The following is a 22,493-nucleotide window of genomic DNA, read 5'->3' as shown; positions in this document are numbered from 1 at the left end:
AAAGACCTCGACAAGAAGCTCATGCGTTACATCCGTCAGTACAACAAGGATCCGAAACCATTGCAGTGGACCTACAACGATCCCACTCGCCGAATCACCGCCAATTCTTCTGATTCAATGGACTAGCGCGCCGTTCGCGCGCTCACGCAGTCCGATCGGATGACCGTGAAACCCCTCTGTCCCCGCACGCGTGCCGATACTCCGAACAGACGATGCCCGCGCCCGGCCGCGCGCCGACACTCCCATCCGTGGACCGTCGCTATTCGTCCGTATCGTGCGGGCGGGCTGCGCGACCCCGACTCGTCCAACATACATGGAGACGCACGCAATGAAGTTTTCCCTCATCTACGAAGCCCAGACCACCGACGCATCGCGCGAGGGCGACCACCGGGTGTTCAAGGAGACGGTCGAACAGGCGCTGCTCGCCGAGCAGGTCGGCTTCGACACGATCTGGTGCGTCGAGCACACGTCGCTGACCAACTATGCGCACATGAGCGCGCCGGAAACCTTCCTTGCGTACCTGGCCGGCCGCACGACGCGCATCGGCCTCGGCCACGGCGTCGTGTGCCTGCCGCCCGCGATGAACCACCCGATCAAGGTCGCCGAGCGCGTCGCGCTGCTCGACATCCTGTCGGGCGGCCGCGTGCATTTCGGTGTCGGCAAGGGCGGGAGCCAGCAGGAAGCCGGCGCGTTCGGCTACGACCTCAACGAACTGCAGCCGATGATCGACGAATCGATGTACCTCGTGCCGAAGATGTTCGTGCAGGACGAGATCGAGCACGACGGCAAGTACATCAAGATCCCGAAGCGTCCGATCCACCCGAAGCCGTTCCAGGATCCGCACCCGCCGATGTACCTCGCGTGCACCAACACCGACGCGCTGCTGCGCGCCGGCCAGCGCGGGATGGGCGCGCTCGTGCTCGGTTTCGGCGGCCCCGATGAAGTCGCGAAGAAGAACGCCGTGTATCGCGAAGCGTGGGCGAACCGCAAGCCGGAAGACCAGGTCGGCTTCCGCCCGACCCAGCACCTCGCGGCGCTGTGCCCGACGGTCGTGATGGCCGACGGCCAGGCCGCCCGCAAGATCGGCATCCGCGGCCAGCGCTACTTCATGGAATCGCTCGCGTACTGGTACACGGGCGGCGAGCGTCCGGACCCGGCGAAGTGGGGCGACGACCTCGTGCAGGCCGACACCGGCGAGATGGTGATCCGCTCGCGCTTCGCGTCGGAGGAAGTCGTCGTGAACTTCGCCGATCCGGCGCTCGCGATGATGAACCCGAACCACGCGTACGGCACGGTGGACGACTGCATCGGCTATGTCGGCCGCCTGCAGGAAGCCGGCGTCGACGAAGTGCTGTTCCTGTGCCAGATGGGTACGGTGCCGCACGAAGCGCAGATGGAGACGATCCGCAATATCGGCGAGCACGTGATCCCGTTCTTCAACAAGGAGAAGGAGCGGGCCTGCGCGTAAGGCGGGGCGGGCCGCGCCCGTCGTCCCGTCCGGTCGGACGATGCGGCGCGGTCGCGCGACGCCGACCATCGGTGGTGGCGAGCATCGCCCGCGGCCAGGCCGCGCAGAACAACTTTGAACGAGAGCGGGGCGGGCGCCGCGGCGCAGCCTCCGTTCAACAGGAGACATTCGTGCATCGCGACAACGATTCGAACGCATTGGCCGCCACGCTGATCGCCCGGGCCGAGGCGCTGGCGCCGACGCTGGCCGGCCGCGCCGCGCAGGCGGAAGCGCAGGGCCGCATCCCGGCCGAGACGATCGCCGACATGCAGGCCGCCGGTTTCTTCAAGGTGCTGCAGCCGAAGCGCTACGGCGGCTACGAGCTCGATCCGCAGGCCTTCTTCGACATCCAGATGGCACTCGCGCGCGGCTGCATGTCGACCGCGTGGGTGTACGGCGTGGTCGGCGTGCACAACTGGCAGCTCGCGCTGTTCGACGAGCGCGCGCAGCAGGACGTGTGGGGCAACGACCCGGCGACGCTGATCGCGTCGACCTACATGCCGGTCGGCCGCGTCACGCCGGTCGACGGCGGTTTTCGCCTGTCGGGCCACTGGAAGTTCTCGAGCGGCAGCGAACTGTGCGAATGGGTATTCCTCGGCGCGCTGGTGCCGCCGGCCGAGGCCGGCCAGCCGCCCGAATACCGCACCTTCCTGCTGCCGAAATCCGATTACCGGATCGAGCAGGACTGGGACGTGCTCGGCCTGCGCGCGACGGGCAGCCACGACATCGTCGTCGACGACGTGTTCGTGCCCGCGTACCGCACGCACAAGGCCATCGACGGGATGATGGGCACGAGCCCGGGCCTGGCCGTCAACGATGCGCCGCTGTTCAGGCTGCCGTTCGCGCAGATCTTCGTGCGCGCCGTGTGCACGTCGTGCATCGGCGCGCTGCAGGGCGCGCTCGACGATTTCACCGGTTATGCGGCCACGCGCGTATCGGCCAACAGCGGCGCGAAGACCACCGACGATCCGGGCGCGCAGAACGCGTGCGCGAACGCGGCCGTCGCGATCGACGAGATGAAGGTGCTGCTCAGGCGCAATTTCGCGGAACTGATGGCGTCGGTGACCGGCGGCCCGGCCGTGTCGATCGAGCGCCGCGTGCATTTCCGCTACCAGTCCGCGCAGGTCGCCGAGCGCTGCGCGCAGGCGGCGAACGCGCTGCTGCGCTACGCGGGCGGCAACGGCATCTATCACCGCAATCCGCTGGTGCGTCGCTTTCTCGACCTGCATGCGGCCCGCGCGCATTACGCGAACAACGTGGACCGTTTCGGCCAGAACCTCGGCGCCGTGATGCTCGGCCGCGAGAACACCGACTTCTTCATCTGACGGAGACGCGATGAACGACCCGCAAGCACAGCAATACGTGTTCGACGTGGTGGTCGTCGGTTCGGGCGCGGGCGCGCTGCTCGCCGCGTGCCGCGCGGCCGACCGCGGCCTGTCCGTCGTCGTGATCGAGAAGACGGCGCTGTACGGCGGCACGTCGGCCGTGTCGGGCGGCGGGATCTGGGTGCCGTGCAACCACCATATCGCCGAGCTGGGCGCGACCGATTCGCGCGAGGCCGCGCGCGGCTACATCGAAGCCTGCGTGGCCGGCGCGTCGACACCCGAGAAGCTCGACACGTATCTCGACCGCGCGCCGGAGATGCTGCGCTACCTCGAATCGAAGACCCCGGTGCGCTACCAGTCGCTGCCGAAGTACGCGGACTATTTCCAGAAGGTGCCGGGCGCGATGCCGGGTTATCGCGCGCTCGATCCGCTGCCGTTCGACGGCGCGCTGCTCGGCGACGAGCTCGACCGGCTGCGGCCGCCATCGCCCGGCACGCTGATCGGCGGGCGCGTGGCGGTGACGTCGAAGGAAGCGCACACGCTGTTCTCGCGCGGGCCCGGCTTCATGAAGCTCGCGATCGCACAGTTCGGCCGTTACTGGCTCGATATCGGGATGCGCCGCCGCACGCGGCGCGACCGGCGCCTGACGCTCGGCAACGCGCTGATCGGCGGGCTGCGCCGCGCGCTGCTCGAGCGCAACGTGCCGGTGTGGCTCGACACGCCGATGCGCGACCTGCTCGACGTGGACGGCCGCGTGACGGGCGTGCGCGCGCAGCGCTTCGGGCAGCCCGTGACGATCGCCGCGCGACGCGGCGTGATCCTCGGCGCGGGCGGTTTCGAGCGTAACCAGCCGATGCGTGAACGCTACCTGCCGCAGCCGACGCAGGCGCAGTGGAGCGCGACGCCGCCTGCCAACACCGGCGATGCGATCGCCGAAGGCCATCGGCTCGGCGGCGCGCTGGCGCTGATGGAGCACGTGTGGGGCGCACCGACGGTCGGGGTCGCCGGCGAGGAGAAACAGCGCGCGCTGTTCGTCGAACGCAACTTGCCGGGCTGCGTGATCGTCAACAGCCTCGGCAAGCGCTTCGTCAACGAAGCCGCGCCGTATTCCGAATTCGTGCCGGCGATGTATCGCGACCATGCGCGCACCGGTGCGAGCGTGCCCGCATGGATGGTGTTCGACGCGCGGTTTCGGCGCAAGTATCCGTGCGGGCCGATCATGCCGGCGTCGATGATGCCCGATGCGCGGATTCCGGCGGCGTTTCGCGACGTGCTCGTGAAGGCCGACACGATCGACGCGCTGGCCGCGCGCATCGGCGTCGACGCGGCCGGGCTGCACGACACGCTGCGCGACATGGCGCGCTACGCGGCGACCGGAATCGACGAGGCGTTCGGCAAGGGCGACAACGCGTTCGACACGTACTACGGCGATCCGCGGAACGAGCCGAACCCGTGCCTCGGGCCGGTCGACCAGGCGCCGTTCTACGCGGTGCGGATCGACGCGGGCGACATCGGCACGAAGGGCGGGCTCGTCACCGACGCGCTGGCCCGCGTGCTGCGCGCCGACGGCGAGCCGATCGCCGGCCTTTACGCGATCGGCAATACCAGCGCGTCGATGATGGGCGCGAGCTACCCCGGCGCGGGCTCGACGCTCGGCCCGGCGATGACCTTCGGTTTCATCGCCGCCGATCACCTGGCCGCGCACGCGGCCGACGCCGGCGGCCGGCCGGCCCGGCCATCCACGACTGAACTTGACGGAGTCCAAAGATGAGCGATCTCACCCCCCATCCGCTGCGCACCGACATGCTGCTCGCGATGCGCCGCCTCGCGCGCTCCGTCACGGTCATCAGCAGCGCGCACGACGGCCGGCGCTACTCGATGTCCGCGACGGCGGTCGACTCGCTGTCGACCGATCCGCCTTCGCTGCTGATCTGCATCAACCGCACCGCGTCGCTGTATCCGCCGCTCGATGCGGGCGCCCCGTTCTGCGTGAACGTGCTGTCGGCCCGCCACGAAGGCATCGCGATCGACTGCAGCGGCCGGCTGAAGGGCGAAGCGCGCTTCACGACCGGCGACTGGCACACGTCGCCGCACGGCGTGCCCTATCTGCGCGATTCGCAGGCGAGCCTCGTATGCGAGCAGGACGGCCGCTTCGAATACGGCACGCATACGGTGTTCATCGGGCGCATTCGCGAGGTGCTGATGTGCGGCGACGTCGATCCGCTCGTCTATCTCGACGGCGCCTACACGACGCCCGGCGCGCCGGTGGCCCGTGCGGCCGCGTGACGTGAGGAGCCGGCGATGAGCGATTCGCGCTTCCATCGGCTGACCGTTGCCGAAGTAATTGCCGAAAGCGACGACGCGTGCTCGTTCGTGTTCGACGTGCCGGCCGCGTTGCGCGACGCATTCGCGTACCGGCCCGGGCAGTTCCTGACGCTGAACGTGCCGTGCGCGGACGCGGCCGTTGCGCGCTGCTATTCGCTGTCGAGCGCGCCCGGCATCGACGCCGCGCCGAAGATCACCGTCAAGCGCGTGCGCGACGGCCGGGCGTCGAACTGGCTGTGCGACCGCGTGCAGGCGGGCGACACGCTCGAGGTGCTGCCGCCGGCCGGCGTATTCACGCCGCGCGCACTCGACGGCGACCTGCTGCTGTTTGCGGGCGGCAGCGGCATCACGCCCGTGCTGTCGATCCTGAAATCCGCGCTCGTGCACGGGCGCGGGATGCTGACGCTGATCTACGCGAACCGCGACGAGCGCTCGGTGATTTTCCGCGACGAACTGCAGCAGCTCGCGCAGCGCCATCCCGGGCGCGTGCGCGTGATTCACTGGCTCGACAGCGTGCAGGGCATTCCGCAGCAGCGCCATCTCGAGGAACTCGCGCGGCCGTTCAGCCGGCAGGAGACGTTCATCTGCGGGCCCGCGCTGTTCATGGAGAACGCGCTGGCCGCGATGCTCGGCCTCGGGCTGCCGCGTGCGCGCGTGCATGTCGAGCGGTTCGCGTCGTTGCCCGATGCGCCGGCGCAGGCCGCGACAACGGCGGCAACGGCGACTACTGCGACTACGGCGGCAGCGTCGGCGCCCGGCGACGGTGCGGCGATCGAGACGGTGCTCGACGGCGACGCGTTCGCGTTCGACAGCGCGCCCGGCGAAACGCTGCTCGACGCGATGCTGCGCGCGGGTGTGCCTGCGCCGAATTCCTGCCGGATGGGGCAATGCGGCGCGTGCATGTGCCGGATCGAGCGCGGCGAGGTCGCGCTCGACAGCAACCACGTGCTCGACGACGACGAGATCGCGGCCGGCTGGACGCTCGCCTGTTGCGCACGGCCCGCGAGCGATGCACTGCGCGTGGTGTTTCCCGACTGAGCCGACGCGCGCCGGCGGCGCGCACGGCCACCCTGATCTATGACGATGGACAACGAAATCCTGACCACGCCCGCGCTGATCGCGCGGGCAGCCGCGCGCCACGGCGCGCATCCGGCGATCGAGTCGGAGCACGGCCGGCTGACCTACGCGGAACTCGACACGGCCCGCCTCGACGCGGCTCGCGCGCTGCTCGCGAGCGGCATCGAGGCCGGCGACCGCATCGCGGTGTGGGCGCCGAACCTGCCGCAATGGATCGTCGCGGCGCTGGCGATCCACACCGTCGGCGCGATCCTCGTGCCGGTCAACACGCGGATGAAGGGGATGGAGGTGGGCGGCATCCTGCACGATGGCGGCGCGCGGCTGCTGTTCTGCTGCGGCACGTTCCTCGGCGAATCCTATCCGGCGATGCTCGCGCCGCACCGCCCCGCGACGCTCGAACGTGTCGTCGTGTTCGATGGCGAACCGCCGCGCGGCGCGCATGACGAGACCTGGAACGCGTTCCTCGCGCGCGGCGCCGAGGTGCCGCTGGACGCGGTGCGCGAACGCGAGGCACAAGTGACGCCCGACACCGTGATGGACCTGATGTTCACGTCCGGCACGACGGGCCGCCCGAAGGGCGTGATGACCGCGCACGGCCAGAACCTGCGCGCCGCGCAGGCATGGGCGGCGATCGCCGGCGTGCGTCCTGACGACCGCTACCTGATCGTCAATCCGTTCTTCCACACGTTCGGCTACAAGGCGGGCTGGCTCGCCGCGCTGTCGAGCGGCGCGACCGTGCTGCCGCATCTCGTGTTCCAGCCGGCCGAGGTGCTGCGGCGCGTTGCCCTCGACCGCATATCGGTGCTGCCCGGCCCGCCGACGCTGTACTACGCGCTGCTCGACGCGCCCGATCGGGCGACGCACGACCTGTCGTCGCTGCGGATCGCGGTCACGGGCGCGGCGGCGATCGCCCCGAGCCTGATCGAACGGATGCGCGCCGAGCTCGGCTTCGAGACGGTGCTGACCGGCTACGGGCTGACCGAATCGTGCGGCTTCGCGACGCTGTGCCGTCAAGGCGACGATGCGCAGACGGTCGCCTGCACGTCCGGCCGGCCAATGCCGGATGTCGAATTACGCATCGCGGGGCCGGGCGGCGCGCCGCTCGGGCCGGACGAGACCGGCGAGATCTGGGTGCGCGGCTACAACGTGATGCGCGGCTATTTCAACCAGCCGCACGCGACGCGCGAAACCGTCGATCCCGATGGCTGGCTGCATACGGGCGATCTCGGCTGCGTCGACGCGAACGGCAACCTGAAGATCACCGACCGCATCAAGGACATGTTCATCGTCGGCGGCTTCAACTGCTATCCGGCAGAGATCGAGCGGCTGCTCGCCGCGCATCCGGCGATTGCGCAGGTCGCGCTGGTCGGCGTGCCCGATACGCGGCTCGGCGAGGTCGGGCACGCGTATGTCGTGCTGCGGCCGGGCGCGCATGCCGACGCCGACGAACTGAATGATTGGGCGCGCCGCAACATGGCGAACTACAAGGTGCCGCGCTATTTCACGTTCGTCGGGCAACTGCCGACGAGTGCGGCCGGGAAGGTGCTGAAGTACCGCCTGCGGGCGGGGACCGAGGCGGCGGCCTGAGCGCCGCCGCCGTACACGAACGGGATGAACGCATGAACGACAACGGATTTCCGCAGGGTGCGGTGCTGGTGTTCGGCGGCAGCGGCGGGATCGGGCAGGGTGTCGCGCTCGAGTTCGCGCGGGCCGGCGTGCCGGTCGCGGTGGGCTACCGCAGCAAGGCCGACGTGGCCGAGCGGGTCGCGCGCGACATTCGCGGCGAGGGTGTCGCGGCCACCACGCACTGCGTGGACGTGACCGATCCCGCACAGGTCGACGCCGCGTTCGCGGCCGCGATCGGCGCGCATGGCCGCGTGCACACGGTGGTCTGGGCGGCCGGGCCGTTCGTGAACCAGCGTCATATCGGCGACATGACACACGACGACTGGCGCCGCGCGATCGACGTCGAGACGATCGGCTTCTTCGTGGCGGCGAAGGCCGCGCTGCCGCACTTCCGTGCGTCGGGCGGCGGATCGTTCGTGACGCTCGGGTCGGCCGGGCATCTGCGCTGGCCCGACCGCGACGGGCTGTCGGTCGCACCGAAGGCGGCGAACGAGGCGCTGGTGAAAGGGCTGGCGCGCGAGGAAGGGCGCTACGACATTCGCGCGAATTCGATCCTGGTCGGCGTGATCGAGGCCGGGATGTTTCCGGTGCTGCTCGAACAGGGGCAGTTCGACCAGGCGTGGATCGACGAGACACAGAAGATGCTCGCGCTCAAGCGCTGGGGAAAGGCGCACGATGTCGGGCGGGCGGCGGTGTTCCTGGCGTCGGATCGGGCTGGGTACATTACCGGGCAGCAGTTGAATGTTTCGGGTGGGTATGGGTTGTAGCGGTGGATTGATGGCCTCGGACAGCCGTTTGCTGCGAGCTGGCCTTTCGCGTCTGTGGAACATTTTCGCTACCGATGCTCGATGCGATTCAGCTTCGAAAGCACGTCCGACGATCGGTCCGTCATGCTTCTCGACCGAACCGTGCTTTCGGCCACGGCGATATTTCCGCTTCGTTCATCGCTGTTCCCCATGATCCTGTCGCGAAGCCGGATGTAGGGCTGCTCTACAAATTGGTACGTCAGATGAGCAAACACGAAATAGCAGCCGGCAAGCGTAGCGTAAAAGATGAGCGTCGTGCGGTGACCATCGAGTGTCCATCCATATTTTGAGAACATGGCGAGCACCAGCGTGAGCATGCAGATGTGCCCTAGGTAGAGGGAATACGAAATCCGGCTGGTCCACCTGATGAAGTGATCGAGCAGAGCGCTGCCCGATGTATGAACGGTCATCGCCGCGGGAAGCAACGTGGCAATGACGACAGACAGAATCGGGTAAGCCATTGTGCGCACGACTCCACTGGTAACCAGATACGGAGCACCGCACGAAAAATAAATCGTGAATCCGATAAATAACGGCATCGAATATTTCCAGACTGATGCTGAACGTGCGAACCATTCCGGCTGCTCGATTCGGATGTAGGCGGCGATCACGCCGATGAACAGGGAGTCCAGTCGGCAAAGAACGATGGACCGAACATGGCGATCGACATCCGATAGTGATTGGGCATGCCAACCAAAGACGATTCTCGCGGCGAGAGGAACAATTAGGAATGCGACGCATGTGGCGAGCATTGCACGCCCATTCGACTTCAATGTGCCGGCCGCCGCGAGGAACACGCATGGAAGCAACAGGTAGAACCACTCCTCGACGGCGAGGCTCCATGAGTGTTCGAAGAACGGCGCTATCGGCCACGCGAGATTCTGGAGGAAGAGGAAGAACGGCCACGCCACCTCGAGAGAGGCCGGTCCATGGTAGTCGAAGCGGAGATAGACAAGCAGGAAGAACCCATATAGTGGGAGGGTACGAGCCCAGCGACGTTTCCAGAAATCGAGAATATCGCCAGGTGCCTTGAGCTTGCCTGCTTTTCTGGACTGAATCAGCACGCTACCGATCAGGAACCCGCTTAGGACGTAAAAGATCTCGACCCCGATGGTTCCCTGTGCCGAGAAATACCACCGCAGCCACTCGGGTGGTGTTCCGTGCGCCACAGTATGGCTGGCCAGAACGAGGAGAACCGCGAGTGCGCGCAGTACGTCCAGTCCGAATACGCGCTGTTTGTCGAGGTGCGGGGCAGACTTCGTCATCGAGGAAATGGGTGTGTTGGACGGCGAAGTGTATATCAACCGCTTGGCGTATTTTGGGGGGCTATGGACGCACGGCGAAGCAGGGGGCACGTGCTTTCATTTCCGGACTCAAATGAGGGGTTGTCTATCGGGAAATGTTGCCGATGTTGGCCGGGGATCGATAACGATTTCTCATCGCAATCGGTGCGCCATGACTTTGATTGATGGGGCGCGTCGGTGGACACACGATCGTGATGTGACGTCGCGAATCGATCTGAAATTGTGCCCGACACGCCCGGCCGCACTCGCATTGTGGATCAGAGCTTGCGCATCACGCAGCCGATAAAGGCGGCGTGATCGGGCGAGAGTGTCTCGATCATTGCCAAACCTTCTATCTCGCGATGGATACTGAAGGTCTCGTTTCGATTCGAAATCTTGAATTCGCGGCCCTCAACATGGAAGTTCCATTGATGAAACCCCTCCCAATTCTCGGCCAACGCTTCGTTCGCTGCGTGCTCCGTCGCAATGTAGCCACCGGGTTTAGTCACGGCGATCATCTGCAGAAAGGCTTCGACTGGATTGTAGCTATGGTCGAGCGTGTTCTTCGCATATGTCAGGTCGAACGTGTTTTCCGGAAACATCGAGGTCAGGCATTCGCTTTCACACTGCCGGGTTTTGATAAGAGGGAGCCCGGGGGGGAAGTTCAGGCGGCTGTACAGGTCGCCCAGCGCGTCGACCGCGGTGATATTCAGCGGTATGCCGTTCATTTTCTTGCCAAGCACCGTCATCGGGCCGGCGCCTACGTCGAGGATCTTCGGGTTCCGGATGCCGCTCAGAAGCTCGGCGATCCATTCGTGTATTTCGGTATCGGGGTTGATACGGAACTGAAAGTCTTCCGGCCATGCACCACCCTTCGTCTCCAACCACTTTGACCAGAATTCGATTTCGTTATCGATTCCGCTAGACCACTGCATTTTTCGCATTGTGTCCGCCCAGAGGGTATGGACGGACGATTCTATCATCCGATTGCAAGTTGTCCCGGACGCTGAAATTTCAGGCATCGCAACAATCCGTACCGCGTTTCGATTTCGCGCTGCGTACCGATCGGACTGCGATTCGCGCACTGGTCCTTTCGCGTGACCCCGGGAGTCAGCACGCGCGAGCATCCGTATTCACCCTGCCTCGTCGCGGACGATTACGCATCTGCATCGTGTGCCAAGGCTCGAGGTCACTTCTTTGCAACGCTTTATTCAATACATTTCGCCACAAACGATTGACTGCAACGACGACTCACACCTGCTGAGGGCTGTCCAGCCTTGACCAACGAGCGTTGCGGCATCGATGAGCGACACGCCGGATCGCACGCTCCGGCATCGTCTGCCGAATAAGGATGCGTTCCTGAAACATTTCCTCCGATTACAACCGGCGTGAGCTTCCGTGTTTTGCGGTGACCCTTGTCCCGCTTCGATTTGCGCCGCATGGCACGTGCCTTGCGGTTGACCCGGTGCCGCTGGCGCAAACGAATTTCGCGAGAACGACGAACGCGTCGGCGGCATGCAACGACATCGAAACAAACGGGGAATCGGATCGGGCCGCGGGGGCCGCCTGTCGCGGCGTACCTGCCGCGCATGTCGTATCGGTCATGCGCATGGGCAACGTGTTCCCGATCCGTCGAACAGCAAGCGTGCTTGCAAGGTGTCGTGCCGGGGTTCGCATCACGCATGGCGACGCAGGCCGCATGCGTTGGCGAGGCGCGCCCGGCACATGTCGGGGGAGGCGCCCGTGAAAACGACAGTGAACCAATGGGCATTCGTCGCGGTGGTGTTCGCCGCGAGTGCGCATGCGCAGGAAATCTACCTGCAGGGCGGCACGCAGGGCGTCGGCATCGGCGCGGCCGTGAGCTTCAATTCGATGCTAGGTGCGCATGCGGATTTCAATGCGATCGATCTTTCGCATGACTTCACGGTGGCCGGCAATCGCTACCAGGACGACCTGAAGCTGCGCCAGGGCGGCTTGTACGCAGACATCTTTCCGTGGCGAGGCAGCGGCTTCCGCGCGACGCTCGGGCTACGCTTCAACGACGACGAGCTTCGCGGCGTATCGGTGCCGACCAATGGCACTTATGTGTTCGGCGGCAAGCGTTATCCGGCGATGCCGGGGATGTACGCGGTCGCGGAAGCGCGCTATCCGACCGTGATGCCGTACTTCGGGATCGGCTACGGGCACCGGCCGGCGTCGAAAGGGCTGGGATTCGTCGCCGATCTCGGCGTTGCGTACGGGATACCGAAATGCTCGTACACGCTGTCGCCGGAACTGGCGGCCGCGGCCGGGCCCGCGAAGAGCCAGATCCTGGCCGCGAGCGGGCTGGATTCCCTGCGGCAGGTGATGTCGCGCTACCGGTGGTATCCGGTGTTGCAGATCGGCATTTCGTATCGGTTCTGAGCGGCGGGGCGTCGTTGCGTGTGCCGGGCGGGGAATGGCCGGCATCGCCGATCAGGCCGGGCCAACGGATGTCGGCACGCGAGGGCCGGCGACCCTCGCGAGCACCGCGCGCGGAGTCGGTGAATGCAGCCGTCCCGCATCGATCGGCGCGCGCCCGCGCTGGCCGTTCATCCGTGAATAGCCGATCGGCCGTCTTTCCCGCCGTTCCGATCCGGCTTACCTTTCAAACAGCAGTTCGACGTGTCGGGCGAGCGGCGCATGCCGAAGGGTTCATGCGGCCCGTTGCCGTTCGCTGACGCCGACCACCGTCCTCCTTCCGTTGCTGGCGATGATAGCAATGATTGCAATTCCCGGTCATGGCGCTATCATTGATATCAATCTGGATGGAGGGAACCATGGCAAATCTACTGGTACGTAACGTGGATGACAATATCGTTCAGAGCCTGCGTGAGCGGGCTGCGGCAAATGGCCGGAGTGCCGAGGCCGAACATCGGGCCATTCTGGCCGATGCGCTCGGCAGGCCGAAGCGAAAGACATTTGCGCAAGTGCTGATGAGCATGCCCGATGTCGGCGAAGACGCGGATTTTCAACGTATTCAGGATTCCGGCGAGGCCAGGCGTGTATTTGATTGATACCAACGTCATCAGTGAAATCAGGAAGGGCAAGCGAACCAACCGTGGCGTGCGGGCGTTCTTCAGGCAGGCCGCGGCGGACGCCAGCCCGCTTTACCTGTCCGTCGTGACAGTTGCTGAACTTCGCCGCGGCGTCGACCTGATCCGTCATCGCGGCGATCACCCCCAGGCGTCGGCGCTCGAGGCCTGGGTGGCAACCATCCTGGCCGGCTATGCACCGAACATCCTGCCGGTCGACATCGAGATCAGCCAGACGTGGGGGCATTTGCGCGTGCCCGATCCGACGCACGAACTCGACAAGCTGATCGCGGCCACCGCGCTGATCAACGATCTCACCGTGGTTACGCGCAACGTCGCGGATTTCGCCCGCACCGGCGTCAGGTTGCTGAACCCGTTCGACTGATCCGGGTTGCCGCGTCGCGGCAACCTGTACCGGCTCCCCGTTCTCCTTCCGCAGGCATGGCCCGTTCCGCCGGGCTGCCGCGCGCGTCCGCGCCGCTCCGATTCCCCGCCGCCTCTCGTCCCAACAGACGATGTAACACCACCCCCGACCGGCCAGAATCCTTTCACGAACAACGGATTCTGAACCAGGAGGAGGCCGACATGATCGATGTCCGTGCGCTTGGCTATGTCGTCGTCGAGGCGACGCGCGTCGATGCGTGGCGCCGCTACGCGGAAGACGTGCTGGGCATGCAGGCGCTCGACGCGCCCGACGGTGCGTTGTACCTGAAGATGGACGAGCGCGATTTCCGTTACGTGATCGTCCCCGGCTCGACCGACCGCTATTTCGCGTCGGGCTGGGAACTGCCCGACGGCGCCGCGTTCGACGCCGCGCTTGCGGTGCTGCAGCGGGCAGGCGTCGAGCCGATCCGCGCGACGCCCGCCGAAGCCGCGCTGCGCCACGTGCAGGCGATGGCGTGGTGCACTGACCCGTCCGGCAACCGCCACGAGCTGTACTGGGGCGCGCGCTGCGATTTCCGCCGTTTCGTGTCGCCGCTGGGTGTTGCGCACTTCGTCACCGGCGACATGGGGCTCGGCCACGCGGTGCTGCCCGCGCCGCAGTTCGACGCGACCGACGCGTTCGTGCGCGGCGTGCTCGGCTTCGAGCTGTCCGACATCTATCGCGTGAAATTCACTCCCGATCCCGCCGAACCCGAAAAGCGCATCCACTTCATGCACTGCCGCAACGCGCGCCATCACAGCCTCGCGCTGTTCGAGATGGCCGTGCCGTCGGGCTGCGTGCACGTGATGGCCGAAGTCGACTCGATGGACGAAGTGGGCCGCGCGCTCGACCGCGTCGCCGCGCACGACGTGAAGATGTCCGCGACGCTCGGGCGTCACTGCAACGACCAGATGATCTCTTTCTACATGAAGACCCCCGGCGGCTTCGATCTCGAATACGGCTTCGGCGGCCTCACGGTCGACTGGTCGAAGCACGCGGTGTTCGAGGCCACCAAGGTGAGCCAGTGGGGCCACGATTTCAGCATCGGATACCGGTAAGCCAGCACGATGACGATGAAACCTCTCGACAAGACGATGTCCGCGCGCGACGTGGTCGCGCAACTCGCCGACGGCATGACGATCGGCATCGGCGGATGGGGGCCGCGGCGCAAGCCGATGGCGCTGGTGCGCGAAATCGCGCGCTCGAACCTGAAGGACCTGACGATCGTCGCGTACGGCGGCGCCGATGTCGGGCTGCTGTGCGCGGCCGGCAAGGTACGCAAGGTGGTGTTCGGCTTCGTGTCGCTCGACGTGATCCCGCTCGAACCGCAATTCCGCCGTGCGCGTGAACAGGGCCGCATCGACGTGCTGGAACTCGACGAAGGGATGCTGCAGCTCGGCCTGCGCGCGGCCGCCGCCCGGCTGCCGTTCCTGCCGACGCGTGCCGGGCTCGGCACCGCGCTGCTCGATCACGCGCCGCAACTGCGCACGGTGCAGTCGCCTTACGACGACGGCGAAACGCTGCTCGCGATGCCGGCGATCGATCTCGACGTCGCGCTGCTGCACGTGAACGCGGCCGACCGGATGGGCAACACGCGTATCGACGGCCCCGATCCGTTCTTCGACGCGTGGATGGCACGTGCCGCGCAGCGTTGTTACGTGTCGGCGGAAACGGTCGACGCGTCGCTCGCGAGCGAAGACCTCGACGCAGCGAAACGCAATCCGTTCGAGCGCTCGCTCGTCACCGGCGTCGTGCACGCGCCGGGCGGCGCACACCCGACGTCGTGCGGGCCGGCCTACGGCTGGGACCTGCCGCACCTGCGCGCGTACTGCGCCAGCGCGGAAGACGATGCGAAGACGGCGGCGTACCTGCGCGACGTGGTCGGCCAGGACGAACGCCAGTACCTCGAAGGCGTCGGCGGGCTGTCGCACGTGACGACGCTGCCGTTGCCGATTCTGTAAAGGAGCGCCTGTGAGCGAATCTCTCGACCATTCCCTCGCGGAACTGATGATCGTCGCGTCCGCGCGACTCTGGCGCGACGACGGCGAAGTGCTGGCGACCGGCATCGGCACGGGCCCGCGGCTCGCGGCCGGCCTCGCGCGGCTTGCGTACAACAACGGGCTGATGCTGACCGACGGCGAAGCGTATCTCGTCGAGGAGCCGGTGCCGCTCGGCCCGCGCCCCGACGGCTACCGCGTGAAGGCGAGCGGCTGGATGACCTACGAACGCGTGTTCGACTGCCTGTGGCACGGCCGCCGCCATGCGCTCGTGATGCCGACGCAGATCGACCGTTTCGGCCAGGCCAACATCTCGTGGCTCGGCGACGACTACGCGCGCCCGAAAACCCAGCTGCTCGGCGCGCGCGGCTTCCCCGGCAACACGACGAACCACGCGAACTCGTTCTTCGTCAGCGGCCACGGCAAGCGCACGTTCGTCGAAGGCGAAGTCGACATGGTGTGCACCGTCGGCCACAACCCGGCGCGCCGGCTGCCCGGGATGAAAACCTTCGTCGACCTGCGCAGCATCGTCACCGACCTGTGCGTGATGGATTTCGGCGGCCCCGACCACGCGATCCGCGTGCGCTCGCTGCACCCGGGCGTGAGCTTCGACGAGGTGCAGGACGCGACGGGCTTCCCGTTGATCGCGCATCCGGAGCTCGGCACGACGGCCGCGCCGAACGCGGAAGACCTGCGCATCGTGCGCGCGCTCGATCCGCACAACCTGCGCGCGACGATCGTGCGCAACAATCCGGCGCCGCGCCGGGGATGAGGTCCCACATGGAAGCGACCCAGATGACGTTCGGCGACGGTGTCGTCGACTACGCGGTCGACGGCGGCATCGCGACGATCACGATGAACCGCCCCGAGTATCACAACGCGCAGAACTCGAAGATGACGTATGCGCTCGACGCGGCGTTCCGGCGCGCGGCGCACGACGACGCGGTGAAGGCGATCGTGCTCGCGGGCGCCGGCAAGCATTTCTCGGCGGGCCACGATATCGGCACGCCGGGCCGCGACATCCACGAGTCGTTCGATCGCGCATCGCTGTGGTACGACCACGTCGACAAGGACGGCGGCGAATTCCTCTATGCACGCGAGCAGGAGGTCTACCTCGGGATGTGCCGGCGCTGGCGCGACCTGCCGAAGCCGACGATCGCGATGGTGCAGGGCGCATGCATCGCGGGCGGGCTGATGCTCGCGTGGGTGTGCGACCTGATCGTCGCGTCCGAGGATGCGTTTTTTGCCGATCCGGTCGTGCGGATGGGGATTCCGGGCGTCGAGTATTTCGCGCATGCGTACGAACTGAACCCGCGCATCGCGAAGGAATTCCTGTTCCTCGGCGAACGGATGCCGGCCGAGCGTGCGTACCAGATGGGGATGGTCAACCGCGTCGTGCCGCGCGAACGGCTGCACGACGCGACCTATGCGATCGCCGCGAAGGTCGCGACGATGCCGCGCCTCGGGCTCGCGCTGACCAAGCAGGCACTGAATCACGTCGAGGAACTGCAGGGCAAGCGCGCGGCGATGGATGCGGCGTTCGCGTGGCATCACTTCGCGCATGCGCACAACGAGCTCGTGAGCGGCGACCGTCTCGGCGGCTACGACGCGCGCAGCATGGCCAGTTCGCAGCGTCAGCCGAACGGCGTTGATCGCGGCGACGCGTCCGCACCGGTCGCCGTCAACGGAGCGGCCGCATGAGTACGACGCTTCAAAGCCCGCTGCACACGCCTTTGTGCGAGCTGCTCGGCTGCCGTTATCCGATCGTGCAGACCGCGATGGGCTGGGTGGCCGACGCGCGGCTCGTCGCGGCGACCGCCAACGCCGGCGGCTTCGGCTTCCTGGCCGGCGCGACGCTCGAACCCGAGCAGGTCGAGGCCGAGATCCTGAAAGTGAAGTCGCTCACGGACAAGCCGTTCGGCATCAATTTCCACATGTTCCAGAAGAACGCGCAGCAGGTCGTCGAGCTGGCCATTCGGCACCGGCTGCGCGCGGTGAGCTACGGCCGCGGGCCGGATGCAAAGACGATCCGCCGCTTCAAGGACGCCGGCATCGTCTGCATGCCGACCGTCGGCGCACCGAAGCATGCGGTGAAGGCGGTCGAGCTCGGCGCGGACATCGTGACGGTGCAGGGCGCGGAAGGCGGCGGCCACACGGGCTCGGTGCCGACCACGCTGCTGCTGCCGAAGGTGCTCGACGCGGTGCGGGTGCCGGTGGTCGCGGCCGGCGGGTTCTTCGACGGGCGCGGGCTGGCTGCCGCGCTCGCGTACGGGGCGGCCGGCATCGCGATGGGCACGCGCTTCCTGATGAGCGCCGAATCGCCGGTGCCGCGCGAGACGCTCGAACGCTACGTCGCGGTCGGCGACCCGGCGCGCATCCGCGTGTCGGATGCGCTCGACGGGCTGCCGCAACGGATGATCGACAACCCGTACCTGCTGAAGCTCGAGCGCTTCGGCCCGCTGCGCCGCACGCTGTTCGCGCTGAAGACGGCGGACGCATGGCGCCGCCAGAACGGCCTGAGCACGGGCGACATGCTCGGTTTCGCGATCAAGGCGCTGCGCTCGCACGACTACACGGCGAGCCAGACGCTGATGGCGGCGAACGCGCCGTTCCTGATCCAGCGCGCGATCGTCGAGGGCCGCCCCGATGAAGGCGTGCTGCCGAGCGGCCAGGCGGCCGCGATGATCGGCGCGATCGAACCGTGCGACGCGCTGATCGCACGGATCGTCGCGGAAGCCGGCGAGCGACTCGACGCACTGGCCGCGCTGCGCGGCACGGCGGCAGCGCAGGCCGCATGAACAACATCACAGGGAGGCAATGGAGATGACAGGATCCAACCAACCGGCCGGCGCGATGCCGTTCCGGATCGATCGCGCCGACGGCATCGCCGAGCTGGTGATCGCCCATCCACCCGTGAACGCGCTCGACGCGCAGGGCTGGCATGCGCTCTCCCGCGCGCTCGATGCGCTCGGCGAGGACGACGAGGTCCGCGTGATCGTCGTGCGCGGCGAGGGGCGCGGCTTCTGCGCGGGCGTCGACATCAAGGAGCTGGCCGCGCATCCGGAGCGGATCGTGGCGGTCAACGCGGGCAATTACGAGACGTTCCGCGCGGTGCACCGCAACCCGAAGCCGGTGATCGCGGCCGTGCACGGTTTCGTGCTCGGCGGCGGGATCGGCATCTGCGGCGCGGCGGACATCGTCGTCGCGGCCGACTGCGCGCGCTTCGGCGTGCCCGAGATCGACCGTGGCGCGATGGGCGGCGGCGCGCACCTGCAGCGGCTGTTCGGCGTGCAGAAGGTGCGCGCGATGTACTTCACCGGCGAGATGATCGACGCGGCCGAAGCATACCGGCTCGGTGCGGTCGAGCAGGTCGTGACGCGCGACACGCTGCGCGACGCGGCGCTCGCGCTCGCCCGCAAGATCGCGGAGAAGAGCCCGGCGATGGTGCGGCTCGCGAAGGAGGCGCTGAACGGCGTCGAGGACGGCGATCTCGAGGACAAGTACCGCTGGGAGCAGGGCTTCACGCTGCAGGCGTACATGACGAACGATTCGACCGAAGCGCGCGCCGCGTTCGTCGAGAAGCGCGATGCGCGTTTCGATGCGCAGGCCACCGTCGAGGAGGCACGCGCATGAACCTGACCTACACGCCGCAGCAACGGGCGTTTCGCGCGGAGATCCGCGAATGGCTCGCCGCGCACGTGCCGCGCGAGCGGCTGCCGAGCTTCGACACCGAGGAAGGCTTCGCCGCGCACCGCGAATGGGAGCGCACGCTGCACTCGGGCCGCTGGAGCATGGTCACGTGGCCGCGCGAGCTGGGCGGGCGCGGCTGCGACCTGATCGAGTGGCTGATCTTCGAGGAAGAGTACTGGCGTGCCGACGCGCCGATGCGCGTGAACCAGAACGGCATCTTCCTGCTCGGCCCGACGCTGATGGATTTCGGCACCGCGGAGCAGAAGGCGCGTTTCCTGCCCGCGATGGCGGCCGGCGAGCACGTATGGGCGCAGGGCTGGTCGGAGCCGAATGCAGGTTCCGACATGGCCGCGATCCGCACGACGGCCGCCCGGATCGGCGACGAATACGTGTTGAACGGCCAGAAGATCTGGTCGACGCGCGCGGTGTGGGCCGACTGGCTGTTCGGGCTGTTCCGCAGCGACCCGGAATCGTCACGCCACCACGGGCTCACGTTCCTGATGGTGCCGCTGTCCGCGCCGGGCATCACGGTGCGGCCGATCCGCCAGCTGAACGGGCAGACGGGCTTCGCGGAAATCTTCTTCGACGACGTGCGCGTGCCGGTCGAGAACCGGCTCGCGGCCGAAGGCGCGGGCTGGCAGGTCGCGATGGCGACGGCCGGCTTCGAGCGCGGGCTGATGCTGCGTTCGCCCGCGCGCTTCCAGCGCACCGCGCAGGCGCTGCGCGACCTGTATCTCGCCCACCGCGACAGCGCGGATCGCGATCCGACGCTGCGCGAGCGCGTGGTGCAGGCGTGGATGGATGCGCAGGCGTATGCGCTGTCGACCTACGCGACCGCGAGCCGGTTGCTGAAGGGCGGCCATATCGGCGCGGAGTCGAGCACCAACAAGGTGTTCTGGTCGGAGCTCGACCTGCGCATGCACCAGACCGCGCTCGACATTCTCGGCGCGCACGGCGAGGTCGTCCCGCAGACGGCTGCGCAGCACGCGACGCTCGGCCACTGGCTCGACGGCTTCCTGTTCGCGCAGGCCGGCACGATCTACGCGGGCACCAACGAGATCCAGCGCAACATCGTCGCCGAACGGATGCTCGGCATGCCGCGCGCATGACGGCGCCGGCGCCCCCCCTCACTGAACGGACATCGTATGGATTTCGTATTCGATGAAGACCAGGAAGCGCTCGCGGACAGCGTGAAGCGCCTGCTGATGACCGAGATGACGCCCGAGCTGATCCGCGAGCTCTGGGCCACGCCGACCGGGCGTTCGGACGACCTGTGGGCGCTGTTCGCGTCACAGGGGCTGACCGCTGTGTCGGTGCCCGAGGCGCACGGCGGCCTCGGCCTGAGCGAAGCGGAATGGGCGCTGCTCGCGCAGACCTACGGTTACTTCGGCAGCCCCGAGCCGCTGCTCGACACGGCGCTCGTCTCGGCCGGCGTGCTCGCGCGGCTGCCGGCGAGCGACTGGCGCGACGCGCTGCTGCGCGACATCGCCGAAGGGCGTGCGCGCGTCGCGCTCGTGCATCCGGCGAACCCGTATGCGGCCGACGTGCACGTCGCGCAGACGCTCCTGTGCGAGCACCGTGGCGAGCTGCACCGCGTCGATCCCGCGCAGTGCGCGTGGCGCGCGGTGGACAGCGTCGACCCGTCGCGGCGGCTGTTCACGCTCGACTGGGAGCCGTCGGCGGCCACGCGCATCGCAAGCGCGGACGAAGCCGCGCCGCTGCTGGACCGTGCGCTCGACCACGGCGCGTTCGCGGTCGCCGCGCAACTGCTCGGCCTCACGCAGCGCGTGCTCGACGTCGCGATCGACTACAGCGCGCAGCGCAAGCAGTTCGGCAAGGCGATCGGGTCGTACCAGGCGCTCAAGCATCTGCTTGCCGATGTCGCGATCCGCTACGAGTTCGCGCGGCCGGTGGTCGCGCGCGCCGCGCAGGCGATCGCCGACGATCACCCGCAGCGCGCGGTGTTCGTGTCCCACGCGAAGCTCGCGGCGACGTCGGCCGCGCAGCTCGCCGCGCGTCACTCGATGCAGGTGCACGGGGCGATCGGCTACACGTGGGAGCTCGACCTGCAGATCTTCATGAAGCGCATCTGGGCGCTCTCCGGCAGCTGGGGCGACAGCGCATTCCACAAGGCCCGCGTGGCCGACGCGATCCTCGGCGACGCGTTGCCGATCGGCCCCGCGCAGACCTTCGACCTCGAGGAATCCAACTGATGAGACAAGCCTATATCGTCGACGCGCTGCGCACGCCGACCGGCCGCCGCAAGGGCGGGCTCGCGCACGTGCATGCGGCCGACCTCGGCGGCTTCGTGCTGAAGACGCTCGTCGAGCGCAATGCGATCCCCGCCGACGAATACGACGACGTGGTGTTCGGCTGCGTCGACACGATCGGCCCGCTCGCGGGCAACATCGCGCGCACCTGCTGGCTCGCGGCCGGGTTGCCGCTGCAGGTGCCGGGCGTGACGGTCGACCGCCAGTGCGGCTCGTCGCAGCAGGCCGTGCATTTCGCCGCACAGGCCGTGATGAGCGGTGTGCAGGACGTGGTGGTCGCGGGCGGCGTGCAGACGATGACGCAGATCCCGATTTCTTCCGCGATGACCTGCGCGGCCCCGCTCGGCTTCGACGACCCGTTCTCGGGCAGCACCGGCTGGCGCGCGCGCTTCGGCGATGCGCCGGTGTCGCAGTTCGTCGCCGCGCAGCGGATCGCCGATCACTGGAACCTGTCGCGCGATGCGATGGAGCGCTATGCGTTCGAAAGCCATCGCCGTGCGGTCGCCGCGATCGAGGCCGGCCATTTCAAGCGGGAAATCGTGCCGCTCGAAGGCGTACTGCACGACGAGACGCCGCGCCCCGACACGTCGCTGGAAAAGATGGCGACGCTCGAGCCGCTGACACCGGGCGGCTCGCTGACGGCCGCCGTCGCGAGCCAGACCTGCGATGCGGCCGCCGCGCTGCTGATCGTGTCGGAGGACGCGTTGAAGCGCTACGGCCTCACGCCGCGCGCGCGCATCCATCACCTGAGCGTGCTGGGCGACGATCCGCTGTGGATGCTGACCGCGCCGATCCCGGCGACGAAGGCCGCGTTGAAGAAGAGCGGGCTCGACTGGTCGCAGATCGACGTCGTCGAGATGAACGAGGCGTTCGCGTCGGTCGCGCAGGCGTGGCTGGCCGATACCCGTTTCCCGCATGAAAAGACCAACCCGAACGGCGGCGGCATCGCGCTCGGTCATCCGCTCGGCGCGACCGGCGCGCGGCTGATGACGACGCTGTTGCACGAACTGGAACGCACCGGCGGCCGTTACGGATTGCAGACGATGTGCGAAGGCGGCGGCCTCGCGAACGTCACGATCATCGAGCGCCTGTGAGCGCGTCACTTTCACG

Annotated in this window: 21 protein-coding genes and 1 pseudogene; 20 read left to right on the top strand and 2 right to left on the bottom strand. The window is 67.5% G+C overall.

Annotated features, from left to right (window positions below; translation table 11 throughout):
- The 8 genes and pseudogenes from DPV79_RS43430 to DPV79_RS22855 form a co-directional block, all read left to right on the top strand.
- A pseudogene (locus tag DPV79_RS43430) lies at nucleotides 1-126 on the top strand (IS630 family transposase); the annotation flags it as partial.
- Between the two features lie 202 nt (nucleotides 127-328).
- On the top strand, nucleotides 329-1,468 hold the full coding sequence (locus DPV79_RS22890) for an LLM class flavin-dependent oxidoreductase (protein WP_011355016.1): 1,140 nt from the start codon (nucleotides 329-331) through the stop codon (nucleotides 1,466-1,468).
- A 170-nt stretch (nucleotides 1,469-1,638) separates the two neighbouring features.
- Nucleotides 1,639-2,832 carry an acyl-CoA dehydrogenase family protein gene (locus tag DPV79_RS22880; RefSeq protein ID WP_060277409.1) on the top strand — a complete coding sequence of 398 codons (1,194 nt, stop codon included), beginning with the start codon at nucleotides 1,639-1,641 and terminating at the stop codon, nucleotides 2,830-2,832.
- Nucleotides 2,833-2,842: 10 nt separating this feature from the next.
- On the top strand, nucleotides 2,843-4,603 hold the full coding sequence (locus DPV79_RS22875) for an FAD-dependent oxidoreductase (protein WP_059487956.1): 1,761 nt from the start codon (nucleotides 2,843-2,845) through the stop codon (nucleotides 4,601-4,603).
- Entirely contained in the window at nucleotides 4,600-5,118 is a 519-nt protein-coding gene (locus tag DPV79_RS22870) for a flavin reductase family protein (protein ID WP_021159417.1), read from the top strand. Before DPV79_RS22875 ends, DPV79_RS22870 begins: the two co-directional genes overlap by 4 nt.
- A 15-nt stretch (nucleotides 5,119-5,133) precedes the next feature.
- Nucleotides 5,134-6,195, top strand: coding sequence for a ferredoxin--NADP reductase (locus tag DPV79_RS22865; protein WP_113046549.1), 1,062 nt, complete (start codon nucleotides 5,134-5,136; stop codon nucleotides 6,193-6,195).
- Nucleotides 6,196-6,234: 39 nt separating this feature from the next.
- On the top strand, nucleotides 6,235-7,821 hold the full coding sequence (locus tag DPV79_RS22860) for a FadD3 family acyl-CoA ligase (RefSeq protein ID WP_113046548.1): 1,587 nt from the start codon (nucleotides 6,235-6,237) through the stop codon (nucleotides 7,819-7,821).
- Nucleotides 7,822-7,853: 32 nt separating this feature from the next.
- Nucleotides 7,854-8,627, top strand: coding sequence for an SDR family NAD(P)-dependent oxidoreductase (locus tag DPV79_RS22855; protein WP_113046546.1), 774 nt, complete (start codon nucleotides 7,854-7,856; stop codon nucleotides 8,625-8,627).
- A gap of 68 nt (nucleotides 8,628-8,695) precedes the next feature.
- Here DPV79_RS22855 and DPV79_RS22850 read toward each other — a convergent pair whose 3' ends face one another.
- Both DPV79_RS22850 and DPV79_RS22845 read right to left on the bottom strand, forming a co-directional pair.
- Nucleotides 8,696-9,931 (bottom strand): acyltransferase family protein, encoded by a 1,236-nt coding sequence (locus DPV79_RS22850; protein ID WP_059498536.1) that lies wholly within the window; start codon nucleotides 9,929-9,931, stop codon nucleotides 8,696-8,698.
- A gap of 296 nt (nucleotides 9,932-10,227) precedes the next feature.
- Nucleotides 10,228-10,893 (bottom strand): class I SAM-dependent methyltransferase, encoded by a 666-nt coding sequence (locus tag DPV79_RS22845; RefSeq protein WP_165843554.1) that lies wholly within the window; start codon nucleotides 10,891-10,893, stop codon nucleotides 10,228-10,230.
- A 781-nt stretch (nucleotides 10,894-11,674) separates the two neighbouring features.
- On the opposite strand from DPV79_RS22845, the gene DPV79_RS22840 reads away from it, so the two are divergent.
- The 12 genes from DPV79_RS22840 to DPV79_RS22785 all read left to right on the top strand — a co-directional run bounded on the left by DPV79_RS22840 (nucleotide 11,675) and on the right by DPV79_RS22785 (nucleotide 22,477).
- Nucleotides 11,675-12,352, top strand: a complete 678-nt coding sequence (locus DPV79_RS22840; protein WP_059487948.1) for a hypothetical protein — start codon at nucleotides 11,675-11,677, stop codon at nucleotides 12,350-12,352.
- Between the two features lie 395 nt (nucleotides 12,353-12,747).
- Complete coding sequence (locus DPV79_RS22835) at nucleotides 12,748-12,984, top strand: FitA-like ribbon-helix-helix domain-containing protein (RefSeq protein WP_021159426.1); 237 nt, start codon at nucleotides 12,748-12,750, stop codon at nucleotides 12,982-12,984.
- Entirely contained in the window at nucleotides 12,917-13,387 is a 471-nt protein-coding gene (locus DPV79_RS22830) for a type II toxin-antitoxin system VapC family toxin (RefSeq protein WP_175755016.1), read from the top strand. The genes DPV79_RS22835 and DPV79_RS22830 overlap by 68 nt, the downstream gene beginning before the upstream one ends.
- A 200-nt stretch (nucleotides 13,388-13,587) precedes the next feature.
- Nucleotides 13,588-14,484: a VOC family protein gene (locus DPV79_RS22825; protein ID WP_113046543.1), complete on the top strand. Its 897-nt coding sequence runs from the start codon at nucleotides 13,588-13,590 to the stop codon at nucleotides 14,482-14,484.
- Between the two features lie 9 nt (nucleotides 14,485-14,493).
- A complete protein-coding gene (locus tag DPV79_RS22820; protein ID WP_059683718.1) occupies nucleotides 14,494-15,387 on the top strand; it encodes a CoA transferase subunit A in 894 nt (297 codons plus the stop codon).
- 10 nt (nucleotides 15,388-15,397) lie between these two features.
- The gene (locus tag DPV79_RS22815) at nucleotides 15,398-16,195 is read left to right on the top strand and encodes a CoA-transferase subunit beta (protein WP_048025082.1); all 798 of its coding nucleotides are present in this window, start codon (nucleotides 15,398-15,400) and stop codon (nucleotides 16,193-16,195) included.
- Nucleotides 16,196-16,203: 8 nt separating this feature from the next.
- Nucleotides 16,204-17,124: an enoyl-CoA hydratase gene (locus tag DPV79_RS22810; RefSeq protein ID WP_048025084.1), complete on the top strand. Its 921-nt coding sequence runs from the start codon at nucleotides 16,204-16,206 to the stop codon at nucleotides 17,122-17,124.
- Entirely contained in the window at nucleotides 17,121-18,221 is a 1,101-nt protein-coding gene (locus DPV79_RS22805) for an NAD(P)H-dependent flavin oxidoreductase (RefSeq protein WP_113046541.1), read from the top strand. The genes DPV79_RS22810 and DPV79_RS22805 overlap by 4 nt, the downstream gene beginning before the upstream one ends.
- Before the next feature lie 19 nt (nucleotides 18,222-18,240).
- Nucleotides 18,241-19,056: an enoyl-CoA hydratase family protein gene (locus DPV79_RS22800; RefSeq protein ID WP_059683711.1), complete on the top strand. Its 816-nt coding sequence runs from the start codon at nucleotides 18,241-18,243 to the stop codon at nucleotides 19,054-19,056.
- Nucleotides 19,053-20,222, top strand: coding sequence for an acyl-CoA dehydrogenase family protein (locus tag DPV79_RS22795; RefSeq protein WP_113046540.1), 1,170 nt, complete (start codon nucleotides 19,053-19,055; stop codon nucleotides 20,220-20,222). The genes DPV79_RS22800 and DPV79_RS22795 overlap by 4 nt, the downstream gene beginning before the upstream one ends.
- Nucleotides 20,223-20,258: 36 nt before the next feature.
- Complete coding sequence (locus DPV79_RS22790; protein WP_059588903.1) at nucleotides 20,259-21,326, top strand: acyl-CoA dehydrogenase family protein; 1,068 nt, start codon at nucleotides 20,259-20,261, stop codon at nucleotides 21,324-21,326.
- Nucleotides 21,326-22,477 (top strand): acetyl-CoA C-acetyltransferase, encoded by a 1,152-nt coding sequence (locus DPV79_RS22785; protein WP_113046539.1) that lies wholly within the window; start codon nucleotides 21,326-21,328, stop codon nucleotides 22,475-22,477. Before DPV79_RS22790 ends, DPV79_RS22785 begins: the two co-directional genes overlap by 1 nt.
- The last annotated feature ends 16 nt before the right edge of the window (nucleotides 22,478-22,493 follow it).

Source organism: Burkholderia reimsis (assembly GCF_003294055.1).
GTDB classification, from domain to species: Bacteria; Pseudomonadota; Gammaproteobacteria; order Burkholderiales; family Burkholderiaceae; genus Burkholderia; species Burkholderia cepacia.
The sequence above is the reverse complement of the archived record's forward strand: the minus strand, read 5'-3'. Positions and strand labels throughout refer to the sequence as shown.